Raw genomic sequence first — 21354 nt, 5'->3', positions numbered from 1 at the left:
CCATCTATATAGAGCGCATTTGCATTCGATGTGCTACTGTAAAAGAAATAATACAGGGTGGATAGCGATCCCAAAAAGGAGCGGTGGTCATGAAACTGCAGTCTACGCGGCGCCAGCAAAAAAACTTATCCGTGGCAGCTTATAACGGAGGATTTGCGCTAGTCCGGGAAATGAGGTATTTGAAATCGGAAGAAGCGATAGAAGAAGTGCAATTTTTGGACGTTGCCGAAAGAGTAGAGACAGATTCGATTGTCGTGAAGGGCCTGGAAATTCTGGAGCAGAATTACGATTATGACTTGGTCAGCAAAGGAAAGCTGTTGGAGCGTTACATTAACCAGAATGTCCGTGTACGCAATAGCGAAACGGGTGAGGAAATGGAGATGCGCTTGCTTAGTGTGGCGGAATGCATCATCGGCGAACGGGCCGATACAAAAGAAATCGTCATCGATCCTGCGGGAGAGCTGATCCTTCCGGCGTTACCGGAAGGACTGTTATTGAAACCTGCTCTTGTCTGGAAAATTGAGCCGGCCCTGCTGGATCAGGAAATTATTGTTTCATATTTAACGAAAAGCTTGGAATGGCACGCCCATTACACCTTGGAGCTTCGGGATAACGAGCTTCAGCTGTTCGGTTGGGTGAAAATCCTCAACCATAGCGGTGCGCATTATGAAAACGCGCAACTTGCGTTAGTCGCAGGGGATGTCCACCGTGAAGAGCTCATGCATAACGACGATTCACCGATTTTGTATTCGCGCATGCAATCGGCTCCGGTCGAAACGGAAGCATTGACGGACCGTTTTGTCTATCGGATCAATCGGCCGGTGACGGTAATGAACGAACAACTCAAGCAATTGTCGTTTTTATCGGTGACTGGAAGGGCGTTCAAACGGACTTATCATGTGCGCGCTGGTGATACCCATGCATCCGTCGAATTGGCGTTTCCGAATACGAAAGAAAACGGTTTGGGCATGCCGTTGCCGGAGGGGATCGTCAAAGTGTATGAATATGGGGATTCCGGTGAAGTGTTTTTCACAGGGGAGGATCAAATCGTCCATACAGCGACAGGTAAAACCGTACGAATCGAGATCGGCAAAACACTCGATATTCAAAGCGAAAGCTATGAAAAACTGCGCGAGAAGCATGGCGTCCACGAATACATTACTTATGTGTATAAGCTTGAAAACAGGAAACCGGACAATATCCGGATTTTCGTCAACCACTTTCTGTATGGCCAAGTGTGGGAGATGGAATCATCCAGCCACGACTACGAACGCAAAAACAATGCAGAACTGGAATTCATTGTGAATGTCCATTCCGATGCATCAGAGGAATTGGAGTTTACGTATAAAGTCGACAAGCGTGCTGAAACACGAGGCTATTAAAAAGGGGGAGGAAGCGTAATGGAAATTGCATCGGTTAACGGGCGGATCCACGCTAAAAATTTGGCTACGAGCATACTCATTCCAGTCGTCGGCGGTTCGATTGTTGGAGCGCTCGCAAACAGCAACACCCGGGAACAGTACAGGCGCTTAAAAAGCCCGTCGTTTGCGCCGCCCGGGTGGGTCTTCCCGGTCGTCTGGACGGGTCTTTATAAAATGATGGGCGTTGCGAAATACCGTGCACAAGAAAAAGCCAAAATCAGGGGGAACGAACAGGCCGTACTCGCTCCATATGAATTCCAACTCGGCTTGAACTTTTTATGGTCGTTCCTATTTTTTAAATGGGGTCTCCGCGGAACAGCGTTGTTGGAAATGGGAGCGCTTCTCGGAGCGATCATTTGGACGGCCTATCGATTTTATCAGGTGGATCATCTAGCCGCCGGGTTAATGGTACCGTATATCGTGTGGGTGGCGTTTGCGCTTGGGTTGAATTATTCATTCTGGCAGTTGAATAAATGATCGCCCGAAGTGTCGGAATCCCCAGTGATTTCGGCACTTTTGTCCATTTTTTGACCTGGTTTTAAAAAAGTATTTCAAACACTGCAAACTGTTAAAAAATTATGATGCATAGTGTTAGGAAAACGACTACAATGAAGGAAGTTGACAACGTTCGAGGCATGGCCTTTTTGGGACTGTTGAAATCAACGCAGTTGAATGGTAGCAGGAGGGAAATCAATGTTAAAAGATGTGTTTATCGGCTTGTCTCAAAACCGTCTCCTTACGGCTGCGGCCAAAAAGTACGGCTTGAAATTGGGTGCCCAAACCGTAGTGGCGGGGACCAATATTGAAGAGACCATTAAAAGTATCCGCAGCTTGAATGCGCAGGGAATCAGCGCGACTGTAGACAATTTGGGTGAATTCGTGTTCGAAAGGGAAGCGGCCCTCGAAGCGAAAACGAATATTATGGATATGATCGAAGCGATCCACAAAAACGGTGTCGATGCCCACATTTCCTTGAAACCGACGCAGCTCGGATTGGATATCGATTACGGATTCTGTCTGGAAAATTTGAAGGAAATTGTTGCACTCGCCCATAATTATCATATGCACATCAATATTGATATGGAAGATTATGGACATGTCCAGCCTTCATATGATCTTCTGAATGAACTTTCGAAGGACTACGATAATATCGGGACCGTCATTCAGGCATATTTCTTCCGTGCCATGGACGATTTGCAGGAACATAAAGACCTACGCTTGCGCATCGTCAAAGGCGCTTATAAAGAGCCGGCAGATGTGGCTTACCAGACGCGCGAAGAAATCGACGAAAACTTCATCAAACTGATTGAGTACCATTTGCTGAACGGCAAATTCACGTCGATCGCAACACATGACCACAACATCATCAATCATGTCGAAGCTTTCATCAAAGAGCATGACATTTCCTATGATAAATTTGAATTCCAGATGCTTTACGGCTTCCGCAAAGAATTGCAGCGCGAGCTTGCAGATAAAGGCTATAATTTCTGCACATACGTGCCGTTCGGCGATGACTGGTATGCATATTTCATGCGCCGTCTCGCAGAACGCCCACAAAACTTGAACCTTGTATTCAAGCAAGTGTTCACGAAAAAGAACAACATCGCCATCGGAGCGCTAGCCGGAGCATTTGTCCTCGGCCGTGCCACCAAAAAACGCAAGTAAGTAAAAGGCGTCTCTACTCGAGGCGCCTTTTTCTAATTCAGTACAAAGTAAGGAGTGGAAGCATGTACAAAACGATCATCACGCCGCGCGTATCCGAAACGGATGCGGTCGGGCATATCAATAACACGACGTTGCCGGTCTGGTTCGAAGCCGGGCGCAACCCACTTTTTGAATTGTTTACACCGGATCATGATTTTGCCAACTGGAAAATGGTCATCGTCAAAACGACGCTGGAATTTACCAAGCAAGTGTATTTCGGGAAAGATGCAGAAGTCCATACATGGATCGAACGTCTCGGGAACAGCAGCCTCGAGTTGTACGAGGAGTTATACCAAGAAGGCCGTCTATGCGCAAAAAACCGGGCCGTTTATGTCAATTTCAATATAGAAAAACAGCACAGCGAGCCGATTCCAGACGAGATCCGCGCTGAACTGAACAAGCATTTGCGTGACATAGACGAAAAACAATTGACAGATTCTGAATAGTTTTTTAATTAACGGGCCTCTTGAAAGGCCGTTTGGGCATGCTATAATAGGTCCATTCAAAAGAATATTCACTCATATAATAGCGGGGATATGGCCCGCAAGTTTCTACCGGTCCGCCGTAAACGGACTGACTATGAGAAGCAATGGAACGAAAAGAAACTGCCTATTTTTAGGGCGGCTTCCTTTTGCGTTTCCTTTCGGCGAAGCCCGGAGGACCTTGCTCCACTCATGGTTATGAATGGATGCGCGTCCTTCGGGCTTTTTTTCCGGGGGATGCGGGAAAAGGAGCGGAAAACATGAAGCAGTTGGAAGAGAAGATTATAGCGGATGGACGGGTTTTGTCCGAAGCCGTACTGAAAGTCGATTCGTTTTTAAACCACCAGATCGATCCGGTCTTGATGCAGGCGATTGGGGAAGAGTTCGCCTCCCGTTTTAAAGCAGCAGGAATCACCAAGATTTTGACGATTGAATCCTCAGGCATCGCGCCGGCGGTCATGACCGGCCTATCGCTTGGCGTTCCGATCGTATTCGCCAGAAAGCGCAAATCGCTGACTTTGAAGGATGGTTTATATACTGCGGATGTCCATTCATTTACCAAGAACGAAACGAATGAAATTTCCGTCTCCCGCGATTTTCTCGGGAAAAATGATGTCGTCATGATTCTCGACGATTTTCTCGCCAACGGACAGGCGGCGCTCGGATTGCTCGATATCGTCGAACAGGCCGGAGCCGAATGTGCAGGCATCGGCATCGTCATTGAAAAAGGATTTCAGCCCGGCGGGAAATTGCTGCGCGACAAAGGTGTCCGCGTGGAAACATTGGCGAATATTAAACGCATGGAACCAGGGCATGTCGAGTTTTATGGAGAGGTGCCGAACCGATGAAAAAAGCATTCGAAGAAGGCGCACTCGGGCTTCAACATGTACTGGCGATGTATGCGGGAGCGATTCTTGTTCCCCTGATCGTCGGGGCGGCGCTTGGATTGACATCGGAACAATTGACTTATCTCGTCTCAATCGATATTTTATTGTGCGGCGTAGCGACATTGCTGCAAATTTTCAATTCACGCTTTTTCGGAATCGGCTTGCCGGTTGTGCTCGGCTGTACATTTACTGCAGTCGGTCCGATGATCGCCATTGGCGGCCAGTACGGCATTTCCGCCATTTACGGATCGATTCTCGTCTCCGGGCTGTTCGTCATCCTTATTTCAGGATTTTTCGGAAGCCTCGTAAGGTTTTTCCCGCCGGTCGTGACCGGTTCTGTCGTCACTATCATCGGGATTACGCTCATACCGGTCGCCATCAATAATATGGGCGGCGGCCAAGGAGCGGCAGATTTCGGTTCGTTGTCCAATATCGCATTAGCGTTCGGGACCTTAGCATTCATTATTTTTCTTTATAAATTTACCCGCGGCTTTATGCGTGCGATATCCATTTTAGCTGGCTTGATTGCCGGAACGGTGGCAGCTGGATTCATGGGGAAGGTCGATTTTTCGCCCATTGGAGAAGCGTCGTATTTTCATATGGTGCAGCCTTTTTATTTCGGGATGCCAACATTCGAGTGGTCTGCGATTTTGACGATGATTCTGGTGGCGCTCGTATCGCTTGTTGAATCTACAGGTGTGTATTTCGCACTCGGCGACATCACGAAAAAAGAAATCAAAGAAAAAGATTTGGCAAAAGGCTACCGTTCGGAAGGACTTGCCATTTTCCTTGGGGGTATTTTCAATGCCTTCCCGTATACAGCCTATTCGCAAAACGTCGGCTTGATCCAAATGTCGGGCGTGAAATCGCGTAAAATCATCTTCATTGCGGCGATCATGCTAATCGTTCTCGGATTCGTTCCGAAAATCGGCGCCATGACGACGATCATCCCGACGCCGGTCCTTGGTGGGGCGATGATCGCAATGTTCGGCATGGTCATCGCACAAGGCATTAAAATGCTGAGCGGCGTCATTTCAGAATCGCAGGAAAACTCCATGATCGTCGCTTGCTCAGTGGGCATCGGTCTTGGCGTAACGGTCGTTCCGGAATTGTTCGCATTGCTTCCTGCAGGCGTCCAGATCTTGACGAGCAACGGCATCGTTGCCGGGAGCTTGACGGCGATCGGCTTGAACATCGTCTTTCATATGCTGCCTTCCCGCAACAAAAAGCGTGAGACGCAGGCCGTCCAACCACATCAGGCAGTCGCTTCTCATCTCATTAAACAATAATAGAAAAGCTGTCCCGTACGCCTAAACGGCTTACAGGACAGCTTTTTAGTTTTGCGGCTGGCTTTTTTCGCTCAGAAAATCAAGTGTTTTGCTGAGCGTTTCTTGTCCGTCGTTCGTATCTAGGGCATATTGATATTCGTGCTTTAAGTTTTTTCCCGTATCGCGGAAGAATACATCCGTGACATCAACGCCTTTTGAGCGCAAGCTATCAGAGAGTGCGACCGATTGCGGTTCGAGCGGGTCGGCATCGCCGGCTGAAATGAAGACATCAGGGTAATCCGCTGTCACGTGCTGGATGGTCGACATTTCGTGGATATTGCCGAATGCTTCAAAGCTTTCTGCACCGGTATAGGCGTTCAAGAAGAAATCAATGTTCGGAAATCCCGATTCGCGTACAGTTTGCATATCATACAAACCGCAAAACAAGATGGCGCCGCGCAATTGTTCCGAAGCAATTGCAGGGGCCAAATCCATCGTTTCAGCAAGGACGGGGTTGGATTGGATGGCGGCAAGCTGGCTGGCGATTTGGGCGCCGGCGGAATCACCACCGACGAAAATCCGCTCCATGTCACCGCCATATTGGGCTGAGACTTGCTGCAAAAACTTCAATGCCTCGTTCGCTTGAATAACAGGGCCTGGATATAATTGTCCAGGTGCTAGCGCATAGTCGATATTGGCGACCAAATAGCCGCCGTTCGCCAGCACCATGCCATAGTTTTGGCGGCTATCTTTGGAGCCTCCGATAAATCCGCCACCATGGATCCATAACACGACCGGCAACGGGCCGGTTGCATCTTTTGGATAGTAAAAGTCCATGAACGCATTGTCGGATTCGTGATAACGGACATCTTTCACCACTTCCACGTGGGAACTGACTTCCGCAATATTCGGAGGCGGGCTGTAAATGGCTGATCCAATGATTGGGGCGGCTGTTGGTGTTTCTACTATGACACGGTCTGCAATGACAAATCCTGCACAAACAAGCAATCCTGCTCCAAGCATACCGAGTATTTTTTTATTGAGCATTTTTTTCCGTTTCATGTTCCCCCACCCCTTTGTGCGGCAAATACGCCGGAGTTTCTAATAAGGTAAGTGCTATCTTATCACGTAGCCCATTGCGCCTCAAAACATAGCCTGTCATGAGACTGCAATGCAACTGTAAGGTGTAAAGGGTTCGCATAATGTTAAAGCGGGTATTTATACGAGAGGCCTGTTGGCTAGCAAAGCTTCTGAGGAGGGTTTCGATGTTTGGATTAAGTGATTTGGTAGCCTTAGTCATTTCTGCATTTATTATTTTACCTGTCGTTGTATTTATTCGAGAACTAGGCTATTTAATCGTCAGTTTCTTGCTAGGCGCTAAAAATCCGCGCTTGACGATCGGTTCAGGTCCGCGAATTTTTAAAGTCGGCATGTTTGATGTGAGAAAATACTATCATTTATATAGTTGGTTTGCCTATGATGATTTAAAAAGGCAAAGCAAATTCGCATATGTGTTGTTGTACGCAGGACCGATTTTAGCAAATATCATCGTGGCGCTCGTAGTCAACGCCATGCTCGCAAATGGATTATTGGACGATTACCGCACGTTTTGGGACCGTTTTGTATTTTATGGATTCTATTTTGTGTTATTCGATGCGATTCCGATGAAGACTGCGAATGGCATGCCGAATAATGGCATGATTATCTATGACATGCTGCGCTACGGCAGACGCACCGACCACAACGAAGAGCCGTTTTTGCCTTCGACCACACAAGTGGAAGAGCAGTATGAAGAGGAGATGGAAAAGGTAGAAGAACTAAAAGAGCAACAAAAAGAAGCGGTCGAAGATGATTCGGATTTTTCAGCGGCGCAGCAGGAGAAAGAGCTTCGAGAAAAAGCTAATATTGAAAGAAGTAAACGTAAAGACCAAAAAGAGTTGGAAGAAGCGGAAAAGTTGACGAAAAAACAGCGGAATGAGTGGAAGGACCAACGTCCGGACTGATTTGAGTCATTCAGGAAATGATTTCCATGATAAAATGGAGATATTAAAACATGAGGGAGAGAACAGCTATGGGCGAAAAATCAAAAGGCATACATCACATCACCGCTATAGTGGGAGAAGCTCAGGAAAACGCAGATTTCTACGCGGGTGTGCTCGGTATGCGGTTAGTCAAAAAAACGGTGAACTTTGACGATCCCGGCACTTATCACCTATATTTCGGCAACGACCAAGGCGCTCCCGGCACGATTATGACTTTCTTCCCTTGGGGCAAAGCTTATCAAGGAAAGATTGGCGACGGGCAAGTAGGGGTCACGGCTTTTGCGGTGCCGAAGGGCGCATTGGGGTTTTGGCGCCACCGCTTGGAAGCCCACAACGTTCCAGTGGATGAACAAGAGCGTTTCGGAGAGCGCTATCTGCGCTTTCCCGATCCTCACGGTCTCCAACTGGAGCTTGTTGAGCGCAGTGACGGAGACACAAGCGGCTGGACGGGTGATGGCATTACCGCTGAAACGGCGATAAAAGGCTTTGCCGGTGCTGTTCTCTTTACGGCAAATGCGCTGAAAACAGCTGAGCTGTTAGAAGAGGTTATCGGTTTCGCGCGGACAGAAGAGCACGGGGATTATATCCGCTTTATCTCTGATGGTGCAATCGGCAATGTACTGGACATCAAACAGAGCCGTGTTGGTGCCGGGCAGATGGGGGTTGGCACGGTCCACCACATCGCATTCCGTGCAGACGACGATGTGGACCAACTGGAGTGGAAAAACCGGGTGGAAGCTTACGGTTTGGGGGTCACGCCAGTGCAGGATCGGAATTATTTCCGTTCGATTTATTTCCGGGAATATGGCGATCTACTGTTTGAGATTGCGACCGATCCCCCTGGATTTGCCATTGACGAACACCATTCAGCGCTCGGGGAAGAACTGAAATTGCCGCAGCAATATGAGCAATACCGCAAGCGGCTATTGGCGGAGCTGCCGCCTGTATTTGCAAAGCCACTCAAATGACGAAAACAAAAAGCGGCTCAGGCGAAGATTGCCTGGGCTGCTTTATTTTGCATCATGAGGATTTTGAAACAGCGCCTTTTATGACCAGCTGTAAGTTTTGCGGGCGCTCGGCAAGCCTTCTCATGAAATAGCCATACCAATCTTCACCAAACGGGACGTACGATGTGACTTGATAATCGGCGGACAGTTTTTTCAACAGATCGGTACGGAACCCATAAAGCATTTGGAATTCGAAGCGGTCGGATGGGATGCCTTGTTCATCGGCATAAGCGATCGCCGCATCGATGATGTGGTGGTCATGTGTGGCGATGGAAGTGAACGCCGGCTGGTCAAGGCGCAGCTTGATCAGTTTCAGGAAGTTAGCGTCAATGTCTTCGATTGACTGCATCGCCACTTCTTCATGTTCTTGGTAGGCCCCTTTAACAAGGCGCAGCCTGACATCCTTCAATGCTTCCAAATCTTTTTCCGAACGGTATAAATAAGCTTGGATAACAGTCCCGACGCCGTCGAATTCTTTTCGTAAGGCGTGTAAGATGTCGAGCGTTGGCTGCAGCCGGTCGTAATTTTCCATATCCAGATTGACGAAAATATTATGTTCATCCGCTTCTTTGACAATGCGATGGATGTTTTCAAAACAGAACTGCTGATCAATATCCAGCCCGATCTGCGTTAACTTCACGGAAAGATGCGCATCGGTACCGGCAGTTGAGATGGTTTGAAGCGTTTCGATGATTTCAGTTGCTGCTTGCTGCGCTTCTTTGCGGCTTGTGACGAATTCACCGAGCCGGTCAATCGTCGCGGAAATGCCATTGTCGTTCAATTCCTGAACAGATGCCATCATATTTGGAATATCGGTTCCGGCGACGACTTTGGCAGCCCCAAGTTGAAAGCCCCATTTTTTTGCGCCGCTATTCAGTAGCCGATTATTGGATAATGCGATAAAAAAACTTCGTGTGATCCCCATTACAAGCCCTCCTGTTGAATAAAAAATCGATGATAATCCACCGAGTCGCAATGGTGGATCTATGCAGGAACTGCACACCCGAAATCGGCAATTGCCAAAATCTTATAGCAGGATCATTCTTCGCGTGGCTAGAGCAAATCGAATTCGTAAATGGAAATTATGTAGCTATTGAAATAGCTAGCTTCCTTATATACTCAACTTCCTCTTATTCGATGTCCGCAAACAAAATATCGAAAAAAAGTTTTTCTAAAAAATGAAAAAAAGACATATATATTAGAAATTGAAGCACATAAGCCGCAAGGGCAGCACAAAAGGTGTAAAATAGTGCGTATGTGAAAATGACAATTTGTCCATATTTGGAAGGAGGGCATGCAGATGAAGGCAATAGTCGCAAAAGGATTCACCTTGTCTGTGCTGATTTATGCCGTTCTTCATTTTATTCATTTCTTTGCTGCCAGCCCGCTGTCTGAAGCATTGCTGCCGATAGCTGGTTTTTTGAGTTTGGCGTTTGCTTTTGGGGTGTTGCCGCTGCGCAAACTGCAGTTGCAAATCTTTCTGGCTGTTACCGCAATCGGCGTCTTGGCAGCGACGAGTGAAAGCTTTGTGCAGGACCTGGCACTGGCGTTCGTGCAGATGAAAAGCTTGATCGCGCTGTTATTAATTGTGCCGATGATCAGCTGGGTGCTCAGGGAAGAGCCCTATATAGAAGAAATTATGAGCTTTGGCCATAAATGGCTGAATAAAAGCCAGACCTTTTACGTTGGCTTGATGGGGATGACCCAAATCATTTCCCATTTCTTGTTGTTCGGTGTCGTGCCGATGATGTACCGATTTATTGATTCGTTTCTGAAAGACTATAAAGACGAAGCCTGGGAAAATTACAAAGGCACCGCAATATTACGCGGCTTTGCATTGTCGACGATGTGGGTCATCAGCATTCCAAGTTTTATCTTTGCGGTCGTAGCACTCGACGCGACGCTTTGGAAATCGATGTTGCTTGGTCTCGCTGCAGCGATAGCCGGAACAATTCTATCCGTGGCGTTCGCCAAAGCTGAAGAAAAACGTTACGGCACTGATTTTTCAGCGGTACTCGCGAATGAGATTGATAAGGCGGTGGCGAATTCACGCAACCCTGGCCGTTGGAACAAAGATGTTGCCGAGTTTTCCTTTTTGTTCATTTCGCTGTTCGGGACGATTTTTGTTATACATGAATGGAGCGGCGTCGACTTCCTGGTCGTCATCCCGCTCGTCATTCTCGTCTGGACATTTTTGTATTTCCTAGTGAAAAAGAGAACGGGAAGCTACGCCATTCAAGCGGCGGCATATTATAAAGAAGGCGTCTCCAAACAAGCGCAGCAATTTAGCATTTTACTGTCCGCTGGTTTGCTTATTTATGCCCTGAACCAATCGGCTATGGGCAGCTATGTGATCGAATCGATGAATTACTTGACCGCTCACGTGCCATTTTTGAATTTGCTGTTTTTGATTCCGTTCATCGTCATCATTCTCGGCTTTATCGGACTTGGGCCGCTGCCGGTCATCGTTCTCGTCACTGGCGTTTTGGAGTCGGCGGTTCTGCCGTTTCCTCCGGAGCTTGTCGTGCTCGCAGTGACTTCAGGCAGTGTCATCTCGATCATCTTGTCGCCGTTTGTCATGCCGGTCATTATTTTAAGCAGCATCAACGGGCTTAACGGCATCCGCAACGGTTTGCGATTTAATTGGAAGTTCGCAGTCGCTTTCTATGTCATGACCCAAGTGTTTGTCCAAACTTTATTTATCTTCTCCAGTTAAAAACGCCCACAGAGCCTTACAGGTTCTGGGGCTTTTTTTGGCTCTTCATTGAAAGCATAGTATTTTTATCATATAATTTAGAAAATACAGAAAAAGAGGAGAATGCTGAATGCCTGAGAAAGCAGTCGATACCTTATTGGTCAACCGCTATGTCAATGGAGTGCTTGATCCTGAAAAGGAAATGCTCGGCCCTGTCAAAGATGGCGGGCATATAATCGCGCACACGGCACCAGGCTGTTGGGGACCGATGATCACTCCGTGCATCCGGGGAGGCCATGAAGTCACACAGCCTGTCTATGTCGAAGGTGCAGAGCCGGGTGATGCCATCGTCATCCGCATAAAGTCGGTGGAAGTGACCTCGCTTGCGACCGCATCCGGCAATGATAAGCCGATCGAAGGGCGCTTTCTCGGAGATCCGTTTGTCGCAGTGAAATGTCCAGGATGCGGCACCATGTATCCCGATACCGTCATCAAAGGCGTTGGAAGCGGCGCTATCCGCTGTGCAAATTGCGGCGAAGACGTCAGTCCATTCGAATTCACCAATGGCTATACGATGGCTTTCAGCGACCAAGGCAATGTCGGAATCACCGTATCGAAACAAGCGGCTGAACGGATTGCACAAAATGGCAAAGCATATATGAAAACGCCGGAGCATTCCGTACAAAATCCGATCGTCACTTTTGCGCCGCATGATTTGGTCGGCACCATCGCCCGCATGCGCCCGTTTCTCGGGCAACTCGGCACGACGCCTTCGCGTCCAACGCCGGACTCGCACAATGCGGGTGACTTTGGTTCGTTTTTGGTCGGGGCGCCTCACGAGTATACGAGTACGCAGGAAGAACTCGAAACGCATCGGACAGATGGCCATATGGATATTAGCCGCGTGCGCGCGGGAGCGGTGTTGCTATGCCCTGTCAAAGTAGGAGGCGGCGGCGTTTATTTAGGCGATATGCATGCGATGCAAGGTGACGGAGAAATCGCCGGGCATACTTCGGATGTTTCCGGTATCAGCCATTTGCAAGTGCATGTATTGAAGGGCCTCGGAAATGCCGGGCCAATCCTGTTCCCGAATGTTGAAGATTTACCGTATACGGCAAAACCGTTTACAGAAGCGGAGAAAGCGTCTGCCAAACAACTTGCGGAACGTTTTGGGATGGACAGCTTGGAAGAATCACTGCCGGTTTCTTTCATCGGTTCTGGGCCGACCTTGAATGATGCTACGGAAAACGGTTTGCAGCGTGCTGCCGATTTGTTCGGTGTTACAGTGCCTGAAATCATGAACCGCGCGACTGTCACGGGGTCGATCGAGATCGGCCGTCATCCTGGAGTTATCACGGTTACGTTTTTGGCGCCGGAAAGTTATTTGAAAAAAGCTGGCTTGTATGAATTGGCGAAAGCACAATACGGGTAAATGGAAAACCCCGCCATTCATCGGCTGAATGGCGGGGTTTTCACAAATAAAATCATTATTGCGGCGCGTGGATGTCCCATGACAGCTTTAGCGAGTCTGCTAAATATTCAGCTGCTTCTGGCGCTTCATAGTCGTCTACTTGAAACTGTGAGTGATTGGCTGAATAGATGATTTGGCGCTCGCGGAATAGCTGTTCCATCTCCTCGAGGGTCTTGTCTTTAAGGAGCGGGCGGTTCTCAGTAAGGATGTGGACGCGTTGTTTCCAAGAATCCCAAGAAATATCGAAGTGCAGCACGATGCCATTGGACAAGCAGATTTTGCGGTTTTCCTCTTGGAGAAAAGCTCCGCCGCCCAAAGAAATGACCAATAAGGGCTGTTGGGTGAATGCTCGAATCAATTCCCGCTCTTTTTCACGGAACGCTTTCTCTCCGTAAATACTGAAGATTTGGGGAATCGGCAAGCCGAATGCTTTTTCAATCTCTTCATCGATGTCGACAAAGTCTCGGCAAAGCCGGCGAGCCAATAATTTCCCGACTGTCGTTTTTCCAGCTCCCATAAAGCCGATGCACACGATACTTTTTTCACGGATGGACAAAGGAAATCTCAACACGACCACTCTCTTTCTGCTGTAAATTAAATCTCTTTCCACTTCACCACTGTAACGCACTGCATCGCTAAATTAAAGGGCTTGACCAAATTAAACAAATTGTCTCATGCGTGGCGCATGAAGCATAAAAGGGGGAATTGCATGACTAGTGCATACATATTGAGCGGCTCTTATGCAGCTGCCGAACAAGCAGGCATCACATTATGGGAACTGGAACTATCTTCAGGTGCTTTAACGAAAAAGGCTGCCATTGCCGGTGTTGAACGCCCGTCGTTTCTGGCTGTGCACCCCACAGGAAGAACTTTTGCTGCTGTCAGCGAAACCGGCAATGGCGAAGTGATCGCTTATTGGATCAACCCGCAATCGGGAGCCATTCAAGAGTTGAACCGTCAATCGGCCAACGGCGACCATCCGGCGCATGTGACAATCGACGAGGACGGACAATGGGCGCTGACGGTCACTTATTCCGGCGCGACTGTATCCGCCTATCCACTGCTCGCTGACGGGTCGCTCGGAGAGATGGCGGATTCCAAACGGCATGAAGGCACAGGAGCGGACACGGATCGCCAAGATGCCGCCCATCCGCATTCCATTTTCCAAATGCCTGGAACCAACCGCTTTTTCGTTTCTGATCTCGGCATGGATGCGATCATCCGCTACCGCCTCGATATGCATACAGGCAAGCTTGAACAGGAAGCGCTGGTGAAAACAGAGCCAGGGGCCGGGCCGAGGCATATGGCGTTCCACCCGAGCGCTTCTTTTGCCTACGGGGTGAATGAACTGAACTCGACAGTGTCTGTCTATAAGCTGGACGGCAATCAGCTTGAAGAAGTTCAAACACTGTCTACTGTGCCGGAAACCTTTAGCGGAAACAACACAGCAGCTGAAATCGTGGTGTCGGATGATGGGCAATTTGTTTACGTTTCAAATCGCGGGCATAACAGTCTAGCGGTTTTCGGGGTTGCTGAAGGTTTACTCAATGCGCTGGGGCATAGGGATGCAGGTGGAGCGGGGCCGCGGCATTTCACTTTGGTCAATAATAGCACTTGGATGATCATAGCGAATGAGCAATCCGGGACCATCTCTTCCAAAAAAATCGATGACAATGGAATGCCGGGTGAAACCGCCTATAGCGTACAAACGATCGAACCGGTGTGTGTGCGGCCGCTGAAATACTAATGGCAGAGCCGAAGCCCTGCCTATGTCACCAATCAGTTTGCGTTTTTGCCATCAGCCCGAGCTCTTTCATCAAACGGACGGCAGGGCTATCGTCATTGCTCTGGAATGCTTGTTCTGTACATTCGGAATGCGGCGGGTAGTTTAATTCCTGTGCGTGGCCAAGCGTCGACTCTTCCAAGAAATTGGTTGGCTCCGAATTCTCGAAACACGAAGGAGCAATATAGGTCCGGTGTGTATGTTCGAGCACAATGCGGGCTTCAGAAGACGGTTCGTTTTCCTGCGGCATAAAAAACCACACCACCGCAGCGCCAAGGACAAGGAGTAGAACGGCGATAAAAAGCCGGTTGCGTTTCATCCTTCCGCCTCCTCGAGCAGAATGGCGGCATCGCGCACAATATCATCGACCGGCGGGTTGAGGCCGTCATAATCTTTCATGATGACACCTTCATGGTTGACCAAGTAAAACGATGTGCCATGGATGACCTGTGATTCGTTCTCCGGCTTTTGTGCGATGGCTTTGAAGTTCTCCAGCGCAAAGTCAGCGATTTGCTGCTGCGAATAGCCAGTCAGCAAGTGCCAGCGGGATAGATCAACGTCGAAACTTTGTGCGTATGATTTCAAGGCTTCGGGGGTGTCAACGGTTGGATCCACGCTGAATGAAACGATTTCCACATCCAAGCCTTGTGACTGAAGCTCTTCTTGTACGCCTTTCATATTCGCCATCATCGGCAAACAGACGGTCGTGCAATTGGTGAAGACGAAATCAGCGAGCCAGACCTTTCCTTCCAGATCGCTCGATCCGAATTCCTCATTGTTATGGTCAGTAAATGAAAACTCTTCTGTCTCCCAATTTAATGGATTGTCAACACCTTGCCCGCAAGCGGATAAAAACACAGCGCCAATCAGCAAGAAGCTCAGTAATAAATAAGTTTGGGCTCGCAAAAAAACTCGCGTCCTTTCTTTAGTGAAACTAGTCTTACTTTAGCCTATTCCAAACAGCAGGCAGGAACAAGCGGTTTGTTTGGGGAAAATATGAAGACATTGCGACATTCGCTGGCGGTGTGGAATTTTTTAGGAGTTCCATAAGCTTAACAAGGATTTTACATTCTAAATGTAGAATAGAAACTAGACTTACGCTTTGGAAAAAGAGGAGGCGCTACATGGAATTTTTGTTAAGCACGTGGACTGATGAACGATTACAAGCTTTTCATGAAGGGCGACTGGTCGATGGTTATTTGTATTTCGGCGCACATGCCTCTGAATTAGAGACCAGCTTTTCCGTCTGGGCCCCTGATATCGCAGGCATTGATGTCGTCTGTGTGCATCCGGAAACCAAAGAAGTTTCCACATATCCACTCGAACAGCATCCAAACGACAACAGCATATGGGGAGTAAGCATCCCTAAAGACTTAACGGCTTGGCTCTATGAATATGCGCTCCGGACGGCAAAAGGCGAAGTGCTGTGGAAATCAGACCCGTATGCACGGCAAAGCGAGAAACGGCCGTTCACCAAATCGATCGTATCAGGGCTTGAGAAATACAATTGGCCGCTGGAGGTGCTGAAGCGCAAGCAAACGATAAACGACAATCATCTGGAACGCGCAATGGCTATCTATGAAGTGCATATCGGCACTTGGAGGCGCAAGGAAAACGGTGAATTTTATACGTACCGCGAGATTGCGGATGAATTGATTCCTTATGTCATCGACATGGGCTTCACGCATATCCAGATTTTGCCGATTACGGAGCATCCGCTCGATGAATCGTGGGGCTATCAGACGACGGGTTATTTTTCGCCGACAGGCCGCTATGGCTCTGCCGATGACTTGAAATATTTCGTCGAGGCTTGTACGCAACACGGGCTTGGCTTGTTCTTGGACTGGGTTCCGGGCCATTTTTGTGTTGACCAGCACGGCTTGGCGAATTTCAATGGCCAGCTGCTTTACGAGGAGCAACGGGAAGAACGCCGCATGAATCCGGATTGGGGCACTTTGAACTTTGATATCAACAAAGGCGAAGTGGTGAGTTTCATCTTGTCGAGCGCCCATTATTGGCTGGAGGAATTCAAGTTCGACGGCTACCGCATGGACGCACTGGTCAATTTATTGTTCATCCCGAACATCAAAGAGCGTCCGCATAACACGGAAGGGGCTGAGTTTCTTAAGAAGTTGACGTCCAGTTTGAAGATTCATTTTCCGGAGAAATTGCTCATTGCCGAAGATGCCTGGCATTATCCGAAAGTGACACACACCGTCGAAGATGGCGGCGTCGGCTTTGATTACAAATGGAATTTCGGTTGGATGCATGACACGCTCGAGTACATGAAAACGCCACCGGCAGAGCGATCGGAAGCCCATAGCAAAATGAATTTTTCAATGGTCTACCAATACGAAGAGCGCTATCAAGTGATTTTTTCACACGATACCGTAGCGGACGGCCGGAAATCCTTATTGAATAAACTACCGGGAACATTGCAAGAACAATTTCTTCAATTACGTTTGCTGCTTGGGTTTTGGATTGCGCATCCAGGCAAGAAATTATTGTTTATGGGCCAGGAGTTTGGCCATTTCGAAGAGTGGGAATTCCAGCCCGAACTGGATTGGGCATCCCTTGAAGATCCGGAACATAAACGGATATCCGATTTCATGAAGGAGTTGCTGGCATTTTATCGGAACGAAAAAGCGTTTTTCGAGCTTGATGATGAGCGCGACGGCTTTATGTGGCTCGATGCCGATAACCACGAACAGAGCGTGGCGACATTTGTCCGCAGAGGCTTTTTGCCGGAAGACGAATGCATCGTGCTGTGCAATTTTTCGGAGCGGCATTATGAAGACTTTCATGTCGGAGCGCCGCGAAAAGGCTGCTATGAAGAGATATTTTCCACCAATTCAGCACAGTTCGGCGGTACAGCTGCAGATTTGCAAGCAGTTGCAGAAACACTCGACGTTCCGTGCGACGGCCAGCATTTCTCATTGAAGCTTGATTTGCCGCCGTTCACGATGAGCATCTGGAAAAAAAGAAAAGATGGGAGTGACTTGTTGTGAATGAAAAAGTTGTCGCTATGCTACTCGCCGGTGGCCAAGGAAGCCGCCTCAAATCGTTGACTTATGATATCGCCAAACCCGCCATTCCGTATGGCGGAAAATACCGCATCATCGATTTCCCACTATCGAATTGCACCAACTCGGGAATCAGCACGGTCGGTGTGTTGACACAGTATCAGCCGCATGCGCTTCACCGCTATATCGGGCTCGGCACGCCTTGGGATTTGGACCGTCATCAAGGCGGCGTCACGATGCTGCCGCCTTACGCTGAAATCGACGGCATCAAATGGTATGCGGGAACGGCGAGTGCCATTTACCAAAACATCAATTTTTTGCAAAGTTGCGAGCCGGACTACGTACTCATTTTATCAGGAGACCATATCTATAAAATGGATTATGAAAAGCTCATAGAATACCATAAAGAAAAACAAGCCGATGTCACCATTTCCGTCTTGGAAGTGCCGTGGGAAGATGCGAGTCGTTTCGGACTTGTCGAGACTGATGAAGACATGAATGTGACAGAGTTTATCGAAAAGCCTGAAAACCCGACAAGCAATCTTGCGTCGATGGGCGTCTATGTATTTGATTGGAAAAAACTGGAGCGCTATTTGGAGGAAGACAACGAAATTGTCGAATCGTCACATGACTTCGGCAAAGATATATTGCCAAAAATGTTGTCGGACCATCAAAAGATGGTGGCATATCCATTCAAAGGCTACTGGAAAGATGTCGGGACGGTCGATAGTTTGTGGGAAGCCAATATGGATTTGCTCGATCCGTCAGCTGGACTCGTATTGCACGATTCAGCTTGGCGCATCTTCTCATCGAATCCCCAGCTGCCGCCTCAAGTCATTACAGAAACCGGCAAAGTGCAAGGGTCGATGGTCAATGAAGGCTGTGTCATCAGTGGAACGGTCAAACACTCGGTCATTTTCCAAAAGGTGAAGGTGGATAAAGATGCGCTTGTCGAAGACAGTGTGGTGATGAGCGGTGTCGAGGTCGGAGAAGGCGCTCATCTCACGCGTGTCATTGTTCCGCCGGACATTCACATACCAGCGGGCTACCGGTTAAACGATCCAGCTGAAGGCATCACGCTGTTGACGCAGGATCTCGTTGATTCTTGGAAGGAGAGTGGACAATAATGAGTTTGATGGCTGCAGTAGATGCTTCAGTGAAAGTTGCCGGGCTCCAAGATTTAACGCTTCATCGGTCGGTCTCGTCGATTCCATTTGCAGGGCGGTATCGGCTAATTGATTTTCCGCTATCCAATATCGTCAACGCGGACATTAATTCAGTCGGTATTTTCGCCTCAGCCCCTTTTGCTTCGTTGATCGATCATATCGGCGTCGGGAAAAGCTGGGACTTGGATCGCCGCAAGGAAGGCTTGTTCTTTTTGCCGACTAGCCACCAAAATGGCGGGATCGCCACGGTCGGTTCATTCCGTGATTTTGAAGAACATCTTCAGTTTTTTGAGAAAAGCCGTCAGACTCATGTAGTCGTCACGAGCAGCTTTGTTGTCGGCCAGTTGGATTACAAGGAAATGCTCGCCCATCATTTGGCTTCCGGGAAAGATATTACGGAAGCAGTCGGCGCAACCGGATCTTTGAAATCGTATATCCTTTCGCGCAAGCTGATGCTGGAGTTGATCCGCTCATACAGGGAAAAACGCATTCTTAGTGTAGAAGACTTGGTGAACTTGAAAAAAGCGCCATATACATATGGTGTGTATGAATATAAAGGGTATTTTGCCATTATCGACTCGGTTCAGCAATATTTTAAAGAATCACTTGGCCTGTTGGATGAAAATAACCGGCGCTTATTGTTTTTGCCCCAAGCTCCGATCTACACAAAAGTGAAAGATGAGCCACCGACCCGCTATCTTGACGGATCGAGCGTCTCGATGACGATGATCGCCAATGGTAGCACGATTTTGGGCAGTGTCAAAAATAGTGTCATCAGCCGGGCGGTCACGGTCGGGATCAACGCTAAGTTAGATAAATGCGTCATCATGCAGAAGTGCAATATAGAAGAAAACTGCGAACTCGCCTATGTCATTGCCGATAAAGATGTCCATATCGAAAAGGGTGTGCGATTGACCGGTACGCAGGAGCAGCCGATCGTGCTCCGGAAAGGCGAGCGGGTAACGAAGGAGGATTCCCGATGAAAATTGTGATGGCAGCTGCAGAATGCGCTCCTTTTGCCAAAGCGGGAGGTTTGGCTGATGTGATCGGGGCGCTGCCGAGGGAGTTGACGCGTCTTGGCCATGAGGTTCAAGTCATTCTCCCGAAATATAGTTTGATCCATGAGCGCTATCAGAAGCAGTTCGCATGGCAAGAGCAGTATCTGTTCGAGTTTAAAGGCGAACAGCAATACGGCGTATATGAATACGAAGCTCATGGAGTCCAGTTCTTATTCTTGGAAAATGATGCCTACTTCGAGCGCGACAGCATTTACGGGCCGGACGATGCCGAGCGCTATGCTTTCTTTAGCCGTGCGGTGCTCGATTTCTTGCTGCGTTCGAAAAAGCAGCCCGACGTGCTTCATGTCCACGATTGGCATACGGCCGTGATGCCGTTCCTATTAAAAGAAGATCCGCAGTATAGTGGACTCGCCACTCATGTGAAAACAGTGCTGACAATCCACAATCTCCAGTTCCAAGGCAATTTTTCAAAAGAGGTATTTTTGGAGCAATACGGCATGGATCCAGGTTATTTTGAAGAAGGGCACGTCGAATGGCGCGGCCAATTCAACTCTTTAAAGACGGGCATCGTATATGCCGACAAACTGACAACGGTCAGCCCGAATTACCGCAATGAAATTTTGACGGAAAACTACGGCGAAAACTTGGAAGGATTGCTGGCCGAGCGGGAATCCGATTTGCTCGGCATTCTGAACGGCATCGACATCGATGCGTACAACCCCGAAACCGATGAACTCATCGCCCAAACTTTCAGTGCCGACAATTTGTCGGGCAAACGGGCGAACAAGAGCGCTGTCCAAAAGCGTTGCGGGCTTCCTGAACAACCAGATGTCCCGTTATTGGTAATGGTGTCGCGCTTGTCTGGGCAAAAAGGAATTGATGTGCTGGAGCAAGTGTTGCCGGAGTTTTTGGAAGGCGATATGCAATTTGTGCTGCTCGGCTCAGGTGAAGCGCAATACGAAGAGTTTTTCCAGCGCTTGGAAGTGGATTACGCCGGGAAAGTGTCTGTCCATCTTGGATTTGATGAAGCATTTGCCCATCAACTGTACGCCGGAGCGGATATTTTCCTGATGCCCTCTCATTTTGAACCATGCGGCTTGAGCCAGTTGATTTCTATGCGCTACGGCACGATCCCCATTGCCAATCGGACGGGCGGGTTACGCGATACGGTTGACGAATACGATGAAGCGGCGCACAGCGGCACTGGCTTTTTGAGTGACTTCAAGCAAGGCGTCCCATTCGAGCGGGCGCTTTCAAAAGGACTATCATTCTATTATCAGCCGGAGCATTGGAACGCACTGGTCCAAAATGGCATGGCAAAAGATTGGTCTTGGTTCCGTTCGGCACGTGAGTACGAAAAATTATATACAAGCTTATGAAAAGGGT

The 21354-nt window shown here is 48.5% G+C and carries 20 protein-coding genes and 1 riboswitch; of the genes, 15 read left to right on the top strand and 5 right to left on the bottom strand.

Annotated elements, in window-relative coordinates; genetic code table 11:
• Window positions 1-89 precede the first annotated feature (89 nt).
• From ACFO5U_RS01750 to ACFO5U_RS01725, 6 genes are all read left to right on the top strand, one after another.
• Window positions 90-1382 carry a DUF4139 domain-containing protein gene (locus ACFO5U_RS01750; protein ID WP_377276137.1) on the top strand — a complete coding sequence of 431 codons (1293 nt, stop codon included), beginning with the start codon at window positions 90-92 and terminating at the stop codon, window positions 1380-1382.
• Between the two features lie 18 nt (window positions 1383-1400).
• On the top strand, window positions 1401-1898 hold the full coding sequence (locus ACFO5U_RS01745; protein WP_377276135.1) for a TspO/MBR family protein: 498 nt from the start codon (window positions 1401-1403) through the stop codon (window positions 1896-1898).
• A 216-nt stretch (window positions 1899-2114) separates the two neighbouring features.
• Complete coding sequence (locus tag ACFO5U_RS01740; RefSeq protein ID WP_377276133.1) at window positions 2115-3086, top strand: proline dehydrogenase family protein; 972 nt, start codon at window positions 2115-2117, stop codon at window positions 3084-3086.
• A 62-nt stretch (window positions 3087-3148) separates the two neighbouring features.
• Entirely contained in the window at window positions 3149-3571 is a 423-nt protein-coding gene (locus tag ACFO5U_RS01735; RefSeq protein WP_377276131.1) for an acyl-CoA thioesterase, read from the top strand.
• 52 nt (window positions 3572-3623) lie between these two features.
• Window positions 3624-3725, top strand: a riboswitch (purine riboswitch).
• Window positions 3726-3867: 142 nt separating this feature from the next.
• Complete coding sequence (locus ACFO5U_RS01730; RefSeq protein WP_377276129.1) at window positions 3868-4455, top strand: xanthine phosphoribosyltransferase; 588 nt, start codon at window positions 3868-3870, stop codon at window positions 4453-4455.
• Window positions 4452-5783 carry a nucleobase:cation symporter-2 family protein gene (locus tag ACFO5U_RS01725; protein ID WP_377276128.1) on the top strand — a complete coding sequence of 444 codons (1332 nt, stop codon included), beginning with the start codon at window positions 4452-4454 and terminating at the stop codon, window positions 5781-5783. Before ACFO5U_RS01730 ends, ACFO5U_RS01725 begins: the two co-directional genes overlap by 4 nt.
• Window positions 5784-5828: 45 nt before the next feature.
• Here ACFO5U_RS01725 and ACFO5U_RS01720 read toward each other — a convergent pair whose 3' ends face one another.
• Window positions 5829-6824, bottom strand: a complete 996-nt coding sequence (locus ACFO5U_RS01720) for an alpha/beta hydrolase (RefSeq protein ID WP_377276126.1) — start codon at window positions 6822-6824, stop codon at window positions 5829-5831.
• A 203-nt stretch (window positions 6825-7027) separates the two neighbouring features.
• On the opposite strand from ACFO5U_RS01720, the gene ACFO5U_RS01715 reads away from it, so the two are divergent.
• Window positions 7028-7765 carry a hypothetical protein gene (locus tag ACFO5U_RS01715; RefSeq protein ID WP_377276124.1) on the top strand — a complete coding sequence of 246 codons (738 nt, stop codon included), beginning with the start codon at window positions 7028-7030 and terminating at the stop codon, window positions 7763-7765.
• A gap of 68 nt (window positions 7766-7833) precedes the next feature.
• Window positions 7834-8772, top strand: coding sequence for a ring-cleaving dioxygenase (locus ACFO5U_RS01710; protein ID WP_377276122.1), 939 nt, complete (start codon window positions 7834-7836; stop codon window positions 8770-8772).
• A 52-nt stretch (window positions 8773-8824) separates the two neighbouring features.
• Here the strand turns inward: ACFO5U_RS01710 and ACFO5U_RS01705 are convergent, their stop codons facing one another.
• Window positions 8825-9736 (bottom strand): proline dehydrogenase family protein, encoded by a 912-nt coding sequence (locus ACFO5U_RS01705; protein ID WP_377276121.1) that lies wholly within the window; start codon window positions 9734-9736, stop codon window positions 8825-8827.
• A 375-nt stretch (window positions 9737-10111) separates the two neighbouring features.
• Between ACFO5U_RS01705 and ACFO5U_RS01700 the strand changes: the two genes are divergently transcribed.
• Together ACFO5U_RS01700 and ACFO5U_RS01695 are read left to right on the top strand one after the other, a co-directional pair.
• Complete coding sequence (locus ACFO5U_RS01700) at window positions 10112-11527, top strand: hypothetical protein (RefSeq protein ID WP_377276119.1); 1416 nt, start codon at window positions 10112-10114, stop codon at window positions 11525-11527.
• A gap of 109 nt (window positions 11528-11636) precedes the next feature.
• On the top strand, window positions 11637-12938 hold the full coding sequence (locus ACFO5U_RS01695) for an acetamidase/formamidase family protein (RefSeq protein WP_377276118.1): 1302 nt from the start codon (window positions 11637-11639) through the stop codon (window positions 12936-12938).
• 55 nt (window positions 12939-12993) lie between these two features.
• Here the strand turns inward: ACFO5U_RS01695 and ACFO5U_RS01690 are convergent, their stop codons facing one another.
• Entirely contained in the window at window positions 12994-13548 is a 555-nt protein-coding gene (locus ACFO5U_RS01690; protein ID WP_377276116.1) for a shikimate kinase, read from the bottom strand.
• A 138-nt stretch (window positions 13549-13686) separates the two neighbouring features.
• Between ACFO5U_RS01690 and ACFO5U_RS01685 the strand changes: the two genes are divergently transcribed.
• Window positions 13687-14724, top strand: a complete 1038-nt coding sequence (locus ACFO5U_RS01685) for a lactonase family protein (RefSeq protein ID WP_377276114.1) — start codon at window positions 13687-13689, stop codon at window positions 14722-14724.
• Between the two features lie 25 nt (window positions 14725-14749).
• On the opposite strand, the gene ACFO5U_RS01680 is transcribed toward ACFO5U_RS01685, so the two are convergent.
• Entirely contained in the window at window positions 14750-15079 is a 330-nt protein-coding gene (locus tag ACFO5U_RS01680; protein WP_377276113.1) for a hypothetical protein, read from the bottom strand.
• Entirely contained in the window at window positions 15076-15666 is a 591-nt protein-coding gene (locus ACFO5U_RS01675; protein ID WP_377276111.1) for an SCO family protein, read from the bottom strand. The genes ACFO5U_RS01680 and ACFO5U_RS01675 overlap by 4 nt, the downstream gene beginning before the upstream one ends.
• Before the next feature lie 218 nt (window positions 15667-15884).
• On the opposite strand from ACFO5U_RS01675, the gene glgB reads away from it, so the two are divergent.
• The 4 genes from glgB to glgA are packed head-to-tail and all read left to right on the top strand — an operon-like array spanning window position 15885 to window position 21347.
• Complete coding sequence (gene glgB / locus ACFO5U_RS01670; RefSeq protein ID WP_377276109.1) at window positions 15885-17768, top strand: 1,4-alpha-glucan branching protein GlgB; 1884 nt, start codon at window positions 15885-15887, stop codon at window positions 17766-17768.
• Complete coding sequence (locus tag ACFO5U_RS01665) at window positions 17765-18910, top strand: glucose-1-phosphate adenylyltransferase (RefSeq protein WP_377276107.1); 1146 nt, start codon at window positions 17765-17767, stop codon at window positions 18908-18910. The genes glgB and ACFO5U_RS01665 overlap by 4 nt, the downstream gene beginning before the upstream one ends.
• The gene (locus ACFO5U_RS01660; protein WP_377276105.1) at window positions 18910-19932 is read left to right on the top strand and encodes a GlgC family sugar phosphate nucleotidyltransferase; all 1023 of its coding nucleotides are present in this window, start codon (window positions 18910-18912) and stop codon (window positions 19930-19932) included. Before ACFO5U_RS01665 ends, ACFO5U_RS01660 begins: the two co-directional genes overlap by 1 nt.
• The gene (glgA, locus tag ACFO5U_RS01655; RefSeq protein WP_377276104.1) at window positions 19929-21347 is read left to right on the top strand and encodes a glycogen synthase GlgA; all 1419 of its coding nucleotides are present in this window, start codon (window positions 19929-19931) and stop codon (window positions 21345-21347) included. The genes ACFO5U_RS01660 and glgA overlap by 4 nt, the downstream gene beginning before the upstream one ends.
• The last annotated feature ends 7 nt before the right edge of the window (window positions 21348-21354 follow it).

The sequence above is a fragment of the Planococcus dechangensis genome (assembly GCF_042654465.1).
Lineage (GTDB): Bacteria > Bacillota > Bacilli > Bacillales_A > Planococcaceae > Planococcus > Planococcus dechangensis.
The sequence above is the reverse complement of the archived record's forward strand: the minus strand, read 5'-3'. Positions and strand labels throughout refer to the sequence as shown.